At 77.3% G+C, this 13,013-nt stretch carries 10 protein-coding genes; 4 read left to right on the plus strand and 6 right to left on the minus strand.

Annotation, left to right across the window (positions count from 1 at the left end):
* Positions 1-133 precede the first annotated feature (133 nt).
* Positions 134-946, plus strand: coding sequence for a thioesterase family protein (locus IE326_RS01865; RefSeq protein ID WP_229915167.1), 813 nt, complete (start codon positions 134-136; stop codon positions 944-946).
* Positions 947-974: 28 nt separating this feature from the next.
* On the opposite strand, the gene IE326_RS01870 is transcribed toward IE326_RS01865, so the two are convergent.
* The gene (locus tag IE326_RS01870) at positions 975-1,712 is read right to left on the minus strand and encodes a DJ-1/PfpI family protein (RefSeq protein WP_190040643.1); all 738 of its coding nucleotides are present in this window, start codon (positions 1,710-1,712) and stop codon (positions 975-977) included.
* A gap of 239 nt (positions 1,713-1,951) precedes the next feature.
* Here IE326_RS01870 and IE326_RS01875 point away from each other — a divergent pair, with 239 nt between their 5' ends.
* The gene (locus tag IE326_RS01875; RefSeq protein WP_229915168.1) at positions 1,952-2,590 is read left to right on the plus strand and encodes a hypothetical protein; all 639 of its coding nucleotides are present in this window, start codon (positions 1,952-1,954) and stop codon (positions 2,588-2,590) included.
* Between the two features lie 157 nt (positions 2,591-2,747).
* Positions 2,748-3,407, plus strand: coding sequence for a sigma-70 family RNA polymerase sigma factor (locus IE326_RS01880; RefSeq protein WP_150235588.1), 660 nt, complete (start codon positions 2,748-2,750; stop codon positions 3,405-3,407).
* Between the two features lie 169 nt (positions 3,408-3,576).
* On the opposite strand, the gene IE326_RS01885 is transcribed toward IE326_RS01880, so the two are convergent.
* Positions 3,577-3,789, minus strand: coding sequence for a hypothetical protein (locus IE326_RS01885; RefSeq protein ID WP_150235590.1), 213 nt, complete (start codon positions 3,787-3,789; stop codon positions 3,577-3,579).
* 258 nt (positions 3,790-4,047) lie between these two features.
* Between IE326_RS01885 and IE326_RS01890 the strand changes: the two genes are divergently transcribed.
* Positions 4,048-5,505: a PepSY-associated TM helix domain-containing protein gene (locus IE326_RS01890; RefSeq protein WP_190040645.1), complete on the plus strand. Its 1,458-nt coding sequence runs from the start codon at positions 4,048-4,050 to the stop codon at positions 5,503-5,505.
* A 31-nt stretch (positions 5,506-5,536) separates the two neighbouring features.
* Here the strand turns inward: IE326_RS01890 and IE326_RS01895 are convergent, their stop codons facing one another.
* The 4 genes from IE326_RS01895 to IE326_RS01910 all read right to left on the minus strand — a co-directional run bounded on the left by IE326_RS01895 (position 5,537) and on the right by IE326_RS01910 (position 13,007).
* Complete coding sequence (locus IE326_RS01895) at positions 5,537-8,845, minus strand: AfsR/SARP family transcriptional regulator (RefSeq protein WP_190040646.1); 3,309 nt, start codon at positions 8,843-8,845, stop codon at positions 5,537-5,539.
* 81 nt (positions 8,846-8,926) lie between these two features.
* Complete coding sequence (locus IE326_RS01900; RefSeq protein ID WP_190040647.1) at positions 8,927-10,282, minus strand: NAD(P)/FAD-dependent oxidoreductase; 1,356 nt, start codon at positions 10,280-10,282, stop codon at positions 8,927-8,929.
* Positions 10,283-10,449: 167 nt separating this feature from the next.
* The gene (locus tag IE326_RS01905) at positions 10,450-11,655 is read right to left on the minus strand and encodes a PucR family transcriptional regulator (RefSeq protein ID WP_190040648.1); all 1,206 of its coding nucleotides are present in this window, start codon (positions 11,653-11,655) and stop codon (positions 10,450-10,452) included.
* A 137-nt stretch (positions 11,656-11,792) separates the two neighbouring features.
* On the minus strand, positions 11,793-13,007 hold the full coding sequence (locus tag IE326_RS01910) for a PucR family transcriptional regulator (RefSeq protein ID WP_150235599.1): 1,215 nt from the start codon (positions 13,005-13,007) through the stop codon (positions 11,793-11,795).
* Positions 13,008-13,013: the final 6 nt, after the last annotated feature.

Genomic DNA, 13,013 nt, shown 5'->3' on the forward strand with positions numbered 1-13,013 from the left:
GCCGACGTTGACCGAAAGCGATCGCGGCGGAGCGCGGGGTGTGCCGGGGCTCACGGTGACCTCCGCGGGCGGGGTGCCTAGGATGCGTGGATACGGCAACCATCCATGCAGGCCCGCACGAGGGGACGGATCCGTGAGCGCAGGCGCCGACGGCCGCGAGAGCTACTACGAGCGGACGGGAGAGGGGCGTTACAAGCCCACGGCGCACGCGGGCGGGGCGTGGAGCGCGGACGAGCAGCACTTCAGTCCGGTGTCGGGACTCCTGGTGCACGCGGTCGACCGGTATCTGGAGGGGCGGCCGGGAGGCGCGGGCGGGCTGCTGCCGGGGCGGATCGGTTACGACATCCTCGGGCGGATCGCGCTCGACGAGTGCGAGGTCACCGTCGAGAGCGTCCGGCCGGGCCGGACCATCGAACTCCTCGAAGCGACCATGGCCATCGGCGGCCGGGCCGTGGTCCGGGCACGGGTCTGGCTGCTCGCGGAGCTGGACTCCTCGGCCGTCGCCCACTCCTCCGCCGAGCCGCTGCCCGCCCCCGGGGAGGTGCCGGTCTGGCCCATGGGAGACGCGTGGGACGGCGGGTACGTCTCCTCCATCGAGGTCCGCCGGACGGCCTCGTCCCGGCCGGGGCGGGGCACCGCCTGGCTGTCCACGCCGCTCGCGCTCGTCGCGGGCGAGGAGAGCGGCGCCCTCGCCTCGTACCTGACCCTCGTGGACACCGCGAACGGCATCGCCGTCCTCCAGGACCCCGCCGACTGGATGTTCCCCAACGTCGACCTGACCGTCCACCTGTACCGGCAGCCGCGCGGGCCCTGGACCGGGCTCGACACCACCGTCGCCTTCGGGCCGACCGGGCAGGGCCTCACCAGCAGCGTCCTCCACGACGTGGACGGGCCCGTGGGCCGCGCCGAGCAGATCCTCACCGTCCGGCCGCAGCCGCGTCCCTGAGCTGCCGCGGGCGGCCGGGCACGGGCCCTCAGGCGCTCCAGACCGTGCCGCGCGCCTCGTACTCCAGCATCTCCTCCAGGCCCGCCGCCGCGTCCGCGCCCAGTTCGCGGCGGACCAGCCGCAGGCCCAGGTCCAGGCCCGAGGTGATGCCGCCGGCGGTGACGAGGTCGCCGTCGTCGACGACCCGGGCGTCCTTCACCAGGCCGCCCTGCCGCCGGAGGTCGGCCCCGGCCCGGTGGTGGGTGGTGCAGGGGCGACCGGCGGTGAGCCCGGCCGCCGCCAGGAGCATGACCCCGGTGCACAGCGCCGCGACGGTCAGTCCCGGGCGGGGCGCCGCAGCCAGGGCACGGGGCAGCGTGCCCCGGTCGATCTCGGCCCACACCCCGGGGTCGTCCCGCCGGGCGTAGCCGCCGCCCGGGACGACCAGGACGTCCGCCGCGCCCGGGTCCCAGGAGCGCAGGCCGCGCACCGCCGTCCCGTACGCCCCCGTCACGGCGCGGGCCCCGGTCGCGGAGACGTACCGGACCTCCACCGGGCGCGGGGTGAAGAAGCGGGCGGCGGAGAGGACCTCGTACGGGGCGGCGAAGTCGAGTTCCTCCACCCCGTCGAACATCACGACGTGGACGCGGAGCGGGCGGGACGGGTCCTGGGCCGACGCGGGTGCCGGAGCGGCTCCGGGCGCCGCGGCGGCCCCTGACGCCGCCGCGGCCGTCGGGGCCGCGACGCCGAGGGCGGTGGTCGTGCGGAGCAACTGCCTGCGGTTCACGTGGTTCCCCTGTCTCCCGTGTCTCCCGTGCGACGGCAGGAGAGGGGTCGGGCGGGGAGCCCGTCCGGTTCCCGCCCGGTCCGACGCGCTCTTGTGGGGGCCGCCGCCGTCGCGTACTCATGACCCGACGGGTCGGGGGCGGCCGTGACCGCCGTCCCCGCCGCCCCGCCTCCGGAGAGGGGTGCGAGGATGGGCGCGCCATGACACCAGGCCGCTGTGCGCGAGGAGCCCGGGCCGCGATGTTCGCGGCCGTCTGCGTGCTGCTCGCAGCCACCGGCCACGTCCTGATGTCGGGCCGCGACCTGCCCGCCCTCGTCCTCGGCCCGGCCTTCGCCGGGACGTTCGCCGCCGCCTGGGTCCTGGCCGGACGCGAACGCGGCCCGGCGGCCGTGACCACGACCGCCGTCGCCGTCCAGGGCGTGCTGCACGAGGCGTTCTCCCGGGCGCAGGGACCCGCCCCCGGCCCGGACGCCGGCGCGGCCCCGCCCATGGACCACACCGCCATGGGGCACATGGGGCACATGGCCCACCTGGGCATGTCCCACGGCTCCCCCGGCGGCGGAGCCCCCGTCCACGACATGGCGGACATGGCCTCGTCGCCCGGCATGCTGTCCGCCCACCTCCTCGCCGCGCTCCTGAGCGGCCTGTGGCTGGCGCACGGCGAGCGGGCCTTCTTCCGGCTCGTACGGGCGCTGCCCCTCGGGCGCCGCCGCTCCCTGCGGCCGCTGTGGCGCCTGCTCTCCGCCGTGGTCCCCGCGCCCGCGCGCCCGCCCCGGGTCCGGTCCGTCCGCACCGGTGACGCGCCCGCTCCCCGGCGGCTCCTCCTCGCCCGTCCGATCGTCTCCAGGGGTCCCCCGCCGGCATCCGCTGTCCTCTGACAGCCGGCTCCCCGGGCCCGGCGGCGCGCACGCGCCGACCACCGCCGCCCGGGCCCCGGCCCTGCCGCCACGGCGGGCCGCGACCCCTCACCGGCGCCACGCCACGGCGCTGCCGCGCGTGCCGCCGGATCCTTCCGCTCCGTAAGGACGTACGGCGATGACCCCTGCCCCCGACACCCTCAGCCCGGAGACGAGGAAGCCCCCTCGGCTCCCTCGACTCCCCCAGCCCCCTCGGTCCCCTCGGCCTCCCCGGCCCTCCCGCGCCCCGGACGCCGGCACCGACGCGGCGACGACCCTGCTCGCGCTGGCCGCGCGGGACGGCGATCCCGCGAAGACCGAGCTGTTCGTACGGGCCCTGCACCACGACGTCCGGCGGTACGTGGCGTACCTGAGCGCCGACCGCCAGGCCGCCGACGACCTCACCCAGGAGGTGTTCCTCCGCGCGATCACCGCGCTCCCCCGCTTCCAGGGACGGTCCTCGGCTCGGGCCTGGCTGCTCTCCATAGCCCGCCGCACCGTGGTCGACAGCCTGCGCCACGCCGCCGCCCGCCCCCGGCTCTCCGGGCGCGACGACTGGCAGAAGGAGGCGGAGCACACCCAGCCCCTGGGGCTGCCCGGCTTCGAGGACGGCGTCGCCCTCGCGGAGCTCCTGGCCTCCCTCCCGGCCGACCGGCGCGAGGCGTTCGTCCTCACCCAGCTCCTCGGGCTGCCCTACGCCGAGGCGGCCGACGCCCTCGGCTGCCCGGTCGGCACGGTCCGCTCGCGCGTCGCCCGCGCCCGTACGGCCCTGATCCGCCTGCTGCGGGACGCCGCCTGACGGGAAGCCCCCCGGGAGCCCGCCCCGCAGACCCGTCCCGGAGATCCGTCCCGGAAAACGGAAGGACCGCCGGAACCCGGAGGGCCGGCGGTCCGACTCCTCTCCGGACGCGCCCGGAGGAGGCCGCGCCCGGGGAGGAGGGAGCGCTGATGGACGGGGAAGCGGAGGGCTACGCCGTCACGAAGCCGTCCAGCACGCCGGCCTTGGCCTGGGCGACCAGGTCGGCGAACTGCTCCTCGCTCATCTGCACCCGCTGGCCGAAGTCGTCGGTGATGCGGACGCGCCTGTCGGCGGGCGCGTCCGCGTCCACGAAGAGCTGCGGACAGCCGCAGTCGCACTTTCCGCAGAAGGTCGCGATCGGTTCCGGAGTCGTGTCGGGCATGGGGCCACCTCGCCGTCTCGGGATGTGTGGTCGTACCGGGCGCGTCGATGCTGCCCAGCAGCCCGCGTACGCCAAACCGCCCCGCCCCGTGAGGGAGGCCACCGACCTCGGCGGGAACCGGAGGGCACCGCCGGCCGACCGGACGCGCGACGCCCGTACCCGCACTCCCGCCCGTACCCGCACCCCTGCCCGTACCCGTAGCCCCGCCCGCATCCGTAGCCCCACCCGCACCTACCTCTCACACCTCGGGGGACATCCATGACCGCCACCATCGACCACGACCCCGGCCCCGGCCCCGACCCCGACCTGCGAAGAGCGGCGCCCGGCGTCCGCTCCCGGCACGGCGTGCGGGAGCTGCTGGTCCGGCTGCACTTCTACGCCGGGGTGTTCGTCGCCCCGTTCCTCGTCGTCGCCGCGCTCACCGGCCTCGTCTACGCCCTCACCCCGCAGCTCGACCAGCTCGTCTACGGCGACCGGCTGGGCGTCGAGCGGACCGGCGGGCCGACGGTGCCCCTGTCCGGGCAGATCGCGGCGGCGCGGGCCGCGTACCCGGAGGGCGTCCTGGCCTCCGTCGCCACCCCGGCCGAACCGGACGGCACCACGCGCGTGGTGCTCGACGTGCCCGGCCTGGGCGAGCGGCAGCGGACCGTCTTCGTCGACCCGTACACCGCGGAGGTGCGGGGCGCGCTCGCGACCCGGTCAGGGGCGACGCCGCTGACCGCCTGGCTCGGCGACCTGCACCGCGACCTGCGGCTCGGCGAGACCGGCCGGCTGTACTCCGAGGCCGCCGCGAGCTGGCTGTGGGTGCTCGTCGCGGGCGGCCTCGTCCTGTGGCTCGGCCGGGCCCGGGGGCGGCGGGCTGCGTCCGTGCGGGGCGTCCTGCTGCCCGAGCGGACCGCCCGCGGCGTGCGGCGGACCCGCGGCCTCCACGCCGCGACCGGCGTCTGGCTCGCCCTCGGCCTGCTCTTCCTCAGCGCCACCGGGCTGACCTGGTCGCAGTACTCGGGGGAGCGCTTCGGGCGGCTGGTCGACGCCGTCCAGGGCAACGCCCCGAAGCTGGACACCCGGCTTCCGGGTGCGGCGCCCGCCTCCGGGGCGGAGGGCGGCGAGCACGCGGGCCACGGCGGGGACGGCGCGACCGCCGACGCCGCCGAGCCCGCCGAGCCGGGTCCCGCCGCCTTCGACACGGCCCTCGCCACGGCCCGCCGGGCGGGGCTCGACGGGCCCGTCGTCCTGACCCCGCCCGCCGACGCCTCCGCCGCGTGGGTGGTGGCCCAGAAGGACGACGTGTGGCCCGTGCGCTACGACCGGGTCGCCGTGCACCCCGTGACGGGCGAGGTCACCGCGCGCACCCGGTGGGCGGACCACCCGCCGCTCGCCAAGCTCAGCAAGCTCGGCGTGCAGGGGCACATGGGCGTGCTGTTCGGCGTCGCCAACCAGGTCGTACTGGTCGTCGTGGCCCTCGGTCTCGTCCTGGTCGTCCTCTGGGGCTACCGCATGTGGTGGCAGCGGCGGCCGACCCGGGGGGACCGTGCCTCCCGCCTCGGCCGGGTCCCGGCGCGCGGCGCCTGGCGGCGCGTCCCGCTGCCCGTGCTCGTGGCGGGCGTCCCCGCGGTGGCCGCCCTCGGCTGGGCGCTCCCGGTGCTCGGCTGGACGCTGCTCCTGTTCCTGGTGGTCGACGCGGCCGCCGGGCTCGTCGCCGGGAGGGCGCGGTGAGGCGGCGGCGGAGGCACCTGCCGGGGCGCCGTCAGGAGCGCCCCGCGAGCCGCCCCCGCAGGTCCTCGGCCTCGGGGACGCCGAGGCGTTCGGCGAGGTCCCGGGCCCGGCGCAGGTGGGGAACGGCGTCCTCGGGGGTGCCGAGGTCGGTGAGGCAGTCGGCGACGCCGGTGGCGGCGAGCATCTCCTCGTAGGGGGCCTGGAGCCGGGTGGCGAGGCCGAGGGCCTCCCGGTGGCGGGCGAGGGCCCGTCCGGGGGAGCCGGCGGCGCGCAGGGCGCGGGCGTGCAGGTGGACGGCGGCGGTCTCGCCGCCGGGGTCGCCGAGTTCGCGGAAGCGCGCGGCGCACTCCTCGGCCGCCTCCCCCGCCCGGACGTGGTCGCCCCGCAGCTGGACGGCCTCGGCCTCGGCCAGGGAGACGTACGCGGTGCCGATCGCGCTGTTCACCTCGGTGCACAGGGCGCGGGCGCGGGCGAGGACGTCCTCGGCGCGGCCGGCGTCGCCGCGCCGGAGGTGGACCCGGCCCAGGTACGTCAGGGCCTGGGCCTCGCCGAGCCTGCTGCCCAGTTCGTGCTGCTTGCCGACGGCTTCGGCGAGGACGTCGGTCGCCTGGTCGTGCGCCCCGGTGAGGAGCAGGACGTCGCCGAGGTCGGTCAGCACGTTCGCCTCGCCCAGCCGGTTGCCCAGGCCCCGGTAGAGGCCGAGGGCGTGGCGGTGGTGTTCGGCGGCCCGCGCGTAGCGGCCGAGGGAGCGGCAGGTGTCGGCGAGTATCGCGCGGGCGTTGGCGAGGCCGAGGTTGTCGCCCGCGTCCTCGAAGAGGTCGAGGGCCCCTTCGAGGGCCGTCGCGGCCTGCGCGTAGCGGCCGGTGAGCTGGAGGACGTGGCCGTGTTCGACGCGGGCGGTGCCCTCGCCGAGGTCGTCGCCGGCGTCGCCGAGGCGGCGCAGCGCCTCGTCCAGGGTGCCGGCCGCCTCCTCGTACCGGCCGGTGAGGCGCAGGACGCGGCCGAGGCCGTAGAGGACCATGCCCTCGCGGCCCCGGTCGCCGAGTTCGCGGACGAGGCCGAGGGCGTGGAGCATGCCCTCCTCGGCCTCCTCGTACCGGCCCTGGAGCGAGCCGACGAGGGAGAGCTGGTACCGGGCCACGGCCTCGCCGAGCCGGTCGCCGGACTTCCGGGCGGCCTTCACCGCGCTCCGGTGCGTCGTGCGGGCCTCCTCCCAGTGGCCGTCGGAGCGCAGGAAGTCGTGGAGGGCCGCCGACAGGCGGACCGTCACCTCGTGGGCGCCGTCCCGGGCGGCGTGGGCGAGGGCGGCGCGCAGGTTGGCGTGTTCGGCCCGCAGCCAGGCGGTGGCGCGGTACGCGTCGGCGAAGGCGGGGAGTTCGGCGGGGCGCGGGGCGGTGAGGGGCGGCGGGTCGGCGCGGTGGCGGGCGATGCGCAGGCTCGCGTCGGTGGCGGCGTGCAGGTAGTGGGCCATCAGCCGGCCGATGGCCTCCTCGCACCGCGCGGGGTCGTCGGCGCGGCCGAGGCCCCGGGCGTACTCGCGGACCAGGTCGTGGGTCTGGTAGCGGCCGGGGACGGGTTCGTCGACGAGGTGCCGGTCGCACAGTTCGTCCACGAGGACGCGGGTGGCGGCGAGTCCGGAGCCGTGGAGGGCGGCGGCGCCGTGGAGGTCGAGGTCGGTGCCCGGCAGCAGGCCGATCCGGCGGAGCAGGGTCCGGGCGCCGTCGGTGAGGTCGCGGTAGGACAGGTCGAAGGCGGCGGCCACCGACACGTTCTCGGCGGCGAGGGCGGCGGGGCCGCCGGCGGCCGAGCCGAGGTCGTCGGCGAGGTCGGCGGGCGTCCAGTGGCGGCGGTGGCGCAGCCGGGCCGCGACCAGGTTGAGGGCGAGCGGCAGCCGGCCGCACATCCGGGCCAGGCGGGCGACGGACGGGTCGTCGCGGGTGACGTCGGGCCGGCCGGAGCGGGTGCTGAGGAGCCGGACCGCCTCGTCCTCGGACAGGATGCCGAGGGTGAGGGGGCGGGCGCCGGTCAGGGCCTCCAGGCGCCGGCGGCTGGTCACGAGGATCAGGCAGCCGGGGGTGCCGGGCAGGAGGGGTTCGATCTGGTCGGTGCCGGTGGCGTCGTCGAGGACGATCAGCATGCGGCGGCCGGCGATCCGGCTGCGCCAGGCGCCGGCGCGGGCGGCGAGGCCGCCGGGGATGCGCTGCGGGCTCTCGCCGGCGGCGAGGAGGAGTTCGGCGAGGGCGTCCTCGGGGGCGAGGGGCGGGGTGCCGGCGGTGTGGGCGTGGAGGGGGAGGAAGATCTGGCCGTCGGGGTAGGCGTCGCGCACCTGGTGGGCGACGCGGAGGGCGAAGGCGGTCTTCCCGACGCCCGGCATGCCGTCGACGGCGTGGACGCGGAGGGCGGCCGGGGGACGGGCGGCTCCGGGCCCGGTCTCCTCGCCTATCTCCCGTATCAGGTCCTGGAGTTGGGCCTCGCGACCGGTGAAGGAGACCGGGTCGCGGGGCAGCGCCATGGGGACGGCGGGGGGCTCCGGGGCGGGGGCCGTGGAGACGGCCACGGAGACGGAGACCGGCGGGGGCGGGGGCACGGCCGCGGGGGCGGGCGGGGCGTCCTCCAGGATCCGCTGGAACGCGGCCCGTACGGCGGGGCCCGGTTCGATGCCGAGGGCGTCGGCGAGGGCGCGGCGCAGGTCGTGGTACGCCTCCAGCGCCTCGCTCCGGCGGCCCGTGGCGTGCAGGGCCAGGAGGAGGTGGGCGTGGAACGCCTCCCGGAGGGGGAACTCCTTGGTGACGTGCCGCAGTTCGGGCAGCAGCTCCTGCTGGCGGCCCAGCTCCGCCCCGGCGTCGAGCCACAGCTCCAGGGCCTGGAGCCGGGCCTCCTGCCAGCGCGAGGCCTCGGAGGCGGCGTGGTCGGCGAGCGCGGGGAGTTCGGCGAGGGGGGCGCCGCGCCAGAGCGCCAGGGCCTCCTCCGTGACCCGCGCGGCGCGGGCCCAGTCTCCGGCGGAGCGGGCCCGCCGGCCCTCCTCCAGGGCGCGCACGAGCCGTTCGGCGTCGAGTTCGCCCGGCTCGACCCGGAGGACGAGGCCGCCGTCCCGGCTCAGGACGCGGGAGGCGTCGCCGAGGGCGCGGCGCAGGCGTGCCACGTGGTTGTGGAGGGAGGCGCGGGCGCTGGCGGGCGGCCGGCCGCCCCAGAGGAGGTCTTCGAGGCGCTCCAGCGGCACCGCCCGGCCGGGGGTGAGGAGGAGGGCCGCCAGCAGTGTCCGCACCATCGGCGAGTGCGGGGTGAGTTCGGTGTCCTGGTCGTCGCAGACCCGCAGCGTGCCGAGCACGGCGAAGCGCATGTCCATCCCCACTGGTCGGTGCGCGCGGGCCGGAAGGGGGCTCGCGCGTCCGCATCGTAACGACGGTCCGGCGCGCCCGGATCAGCGTCCCGCCCTCCGGTCCGCGCGCGCCCGGTGCCGGAGGTTGACGGCCGCGGCGCGGGCCACGGCCCGGGGGCCGAGGAAGCCGAGGGGGCTGATCAGGCGGGAGGCGAAGCGGTACATGTGGCGGGCGGTGGCGGGGTCGCGGACGGCGGCGGAGAACATGAGGCGTTCCAGGGCGTTGAAGCGGCGGGCCCGGGCGAAGTCGGCGGCGATCCGCTGGTGGGGGCGGAGCCGGCGGCGGTGGGTGCGGTCGTAGACGGCGAGGGCGGCGTCGAGGTCGCCGCGGCCGGTCGCGGCGGGGGCGACGGCCTCGGCGAGCCACTGCGCGCTCTGGAGGGCCCAGCCGCAGCCGACGCCCCACAGCGGGTCGCCGGCGAGGGCGGCGTCGCCGACGAGGGCGAGGCCGGGGGCGGTCGGGTCGCGGGTGACCAGGGGGTGGTCGAGGGTGCCGATGATCTTCGAGACGCGTTCGGCGGAGTCGAGGGGCGGCGCCTCGGGCAGGGCGCGGACGAAGGCCTCGAAGCTGCCCTCCAGGTCCTCCCGGAAGGCCGGGAGGCGCTTCTTGTCGGGGAGGACCGCGAGGACGGTGACCCCGTCGTCGTTGGGGAAGGCGTAGGCCATGTCGGGTTCGAGGAACCAGGTCTGGCCGATCCCGCCGTGGAGCGGGAGACCCCGGTAGTGGGCGAGGTAGCCGAAGCGGGTGTTCTCGTGCCGCTCGGTGGGCACCCCGGCGTATCCGGCGACGGGCGAGTCCTTGCCGTCGGCGCCGACCACCAGCCGGGCCCGGAACTCCCGTGCGCCGCCGGGCGCCGCGACGGTCGCGCCGACGGTCCTGCCCGCCTCCCGGACCAGTCCGGTGACCCGGTGGCCGAGGAGGAGGTCGACGCCGGGGGTCTGCGCGGCGCGGGACCGGACGAGCGGATCGAGGACGCTGCGCCGGATGTTGTACGCGTACGGGAGTTCGGGCCCGCCGGGCGCCGCCCTCGGTTCTATCCAGCCCCAACGGGTGTGCCAGCGGGCTTCGTTGCGCACCGCTCCGGCCTTCTCCAGGGCGGGGACGAGGCCGAGCTCGTCGAGCACGGGGTAGGCACAGGCGGTGAGGGCGTGGGTGCAGAGCACCTTGTACGCGTCGGGGTCCGAGCGCCGTTCCAGCAGGGCGACGCGGGCGCCGCGCCGGGCGAGGAGGATCGCGGCGGCGCTGCCGGCGAGGCTCGCCCCGCTGATGACGACGTCGTACGGCTCGCCGTCTCCGCCCGGCCCTCCGCGCTCGCCGAGTCCGTCATGTCCGCCCGGCCCGCCGTGTTCGCCGAGTCCGTCGCGCTCGCCGGGTCCCGCGCTGTCGGGTCGGGTCATGCGTGATCGCCCCCTCGGGTGTGCCGCCGGCCTCGGTGGCGGCGCGGCACCCAGTCCCTCCCGATCCCGGCCGCCTTGTCAAGGGCGGTGGACGGCGGGCGCCGGGGCGGTCGAGGCGGCCTCGCCGGACGGAAGCCGGCCCTCCGGGGCGGAACGGTTCGCTCCCGTCAGCGGCACAGGAGGGCCGCGCGCAGATCCGCCGCGTGGTCGAGCCGGGACAGGTCGCGGCCGGTCAGTTCCTCGATCCGCGACACGCGGTAGTGGACCGTGTTGACGTGCACGTGCAGGGCCTCGGCGGTCCGCGCCCAGGAGCGGTCGTGCGCGAGGAAGGACTCCAGGGTCTCCAGGAGCATGGGGGCCGATCCCCGGCCGGCCTTCAGGAGCGGGCCGAGGACCGTGTCCCGGTACACCTCCCGGACGTCGGAGGGGACTCCGGCCAGCAGCATGTCCAGTCCGTCGAGGTCGCCGAGGCCCACCACGCGGGGCCCGGCGGGGCCGGTGGCCCGGGCCGCGGCCAGGGCGTAGCGGGCCTGGGCGAGGCCGGCGGGCAGCCGTTCGGGGGCGTCGACGGGGCCGCTCACCCCGGCGTGCGGGGCGGCCTCGGGGCGGCAGCCGTGGATGAGCGGCCAGACCTCGCCGAGCCGGGCGCGCACGTCGTAGCCGGCGTCCGGCTCGCGGGCGACGACCGCGGTCGCGCCGCCGTCCGGGTCCTCGGTGACGGCGCGGGCGGCGGACGGCAGGTGGCGCAGGGCCTCGGCGAGGGCGGCGGCCGCGTCCCCGGCTTCGCCGCGCGGCGCGAGCGAGGCGACGACGACGGTGTAGGGGCCGGTCTCCCCCAGGCCGCAGGCGGCGAGGGCGGCCCGCAGCCGGGTGGATCCGTCCCCCTCGCCGGTCATGCCGAACTCCCCTGCGGAGCCGTCATGTTCCTCGGCACAGGACCCGAAGGCGGCCACGCGATCAGCTTGTTCGCCGGTGAAGGCGTCGAAGGCGCGCAGGGCGTCGGCGAGTTCGGCGGTCGCCCGCTCCGCCACCTGCTCCGGTTCCCGCTCGCGGCGGTGCCGGGCGAGGAGGGCGGCGACCTCGGCCAGGGCCCGCGCCGGCACCCGTACCGGCTCGGGCAGGTAGAGGTGCCAGGCGTCGAAGTCGGTGGCCGCGCCGTCGTCGACGCGCAGGGTGGTGCCGCGGCCGGTCCGCAGGAGGTCGGCGGCGCGGGGGGCGGGGAGTTCGGCGCGGGCGGCGGCGGTGCGGGCGACCGTGCGGCCGCTCCCGGTCAGCAGGTGGCAGGCGGGGGCCCCGAGCGGGGCGAGCGCCCGGTCGAGCAGCTCGCCGGTCGGGGCGCCGGTGTCCGGGGCGCGGTCGAGGGCGGCGGGCATGGGGGCTCCTTGCGCGGTCGCGGGTCAGGTCCGCAGTCCGCATTCACCAGGCGAATGCGCGTCGGAACATCGTAGATGCCACGGCCCGGCACCCAAACGGCCGGTGGGTACGTCGTCCCTCCCCGCGCGGGCGCCGCTCAGGACCGCCGGAGCTCCAGGAGCGCCGGGAAGGTGCCGACGGCGTCGAGCGCCATGGAGAGCTCGGCGACGATCCGGGGGTCCTCCAGCGGGCCGCGGAGGAACTCCTCCAGGCGGTGCATCCGGTAGCGGACGGTGTTGGGGTGGCAGTAGAGGGCCCGGCCCGCCTCGGTGGCCGAGCCGTGCGCCTCCAGCCAGGCGCGGGCGGTGGCGAGGAGGGTGGTGCGGTCCTCCTCGGGCAGCGAGAGCACCCCGCCGAGGATGCGGTGGACGGCCCGCTGGGTGGTCTCCAGGTTGTTCATGACCAGCTCCGTGAGCGGCGTGTCGTCGAGCTGGCGGACCGCGACCGCGCCCGGCGGCAGCGACTCGGCCGCGACCTGCGCGTACCGCAGGGCGTGGCCGGTCCGGTCGAGCCGTTCGTAGACGGGGCTGACGCCGACGCGGCTGGTGGCGACGGACCGCACGGCCTCCAGGACGGCGTCCACCCGTCCCCGCTGGGGGCAGGAGAGCACCCCCGTCTCGGAGCCGGGCTGGGCCCGCCACGCGGAGGAGACGTCGACGGCGCGGAGTCGGCTCTCCAGGCCGGGGAGCGGCGGCTCGCCGGGGGTGACGCCCTCGGCGGTGACGACGAGGAAGGTGCCCTGGAAGGGGAAGTCGAGGATCCGGGCGACCTCCCAGACGGTCTCGCTGTTCGGTGAGGGCCCGTCGATCAGCTCGGCGACCAGGGCGGACCTGCGCCGGTCGGTCTCCACCATCCGTTCCGCGCGGGTCTGCCGGTAGGCGTCGGTGAGGGTGGTCGAGTAGGTGTCGGCGAGCTCCCAGATGGCGGAGGCGGCGTCGAGGAGTGCGTCGGGCGCGGAGCCGCCCGCCTTCCGCGCCTCCAGGAGGAGTTCGTCCCAGAAGTGGCGGAACCCGAGCCGGTAGGCGCGCAGGACCTCGGTCAGCGGCGCGTCCTGGAGGGCGCGCCTGCGGCCGGTCTCGGTGGGTCCCGAGAGGTCCACGGCACCGGACTCCGGGTCGGCGAGGTGGTCGATGATGTAGGCCACGTTGAGCCGCATGGAGGCCCGCAGGTCCTCGGGGCCGACGACCGTGCTGCGGTAGAACTCGATGTGGTCGTACGTGTTCCGGGCCATGTCCGCCGCGAGGTCGTCGATCCTCGCGGCGAGCTTCCGGGAGAGTTCGGCCACCTGCCGCCGTGCGGCTGTTGCGTGCATTCGGGA

The sequence above is a fragment of the Streptomyces filamentosus genome, from assembly GCF_014654895.1.
Taxonomy (GTDB): Bacteria; Actinomycetota; Actinomycetes; order Streptomycetales; family Streptomycetaceae; genus Streptomyces; species Streptomyces filamentosus.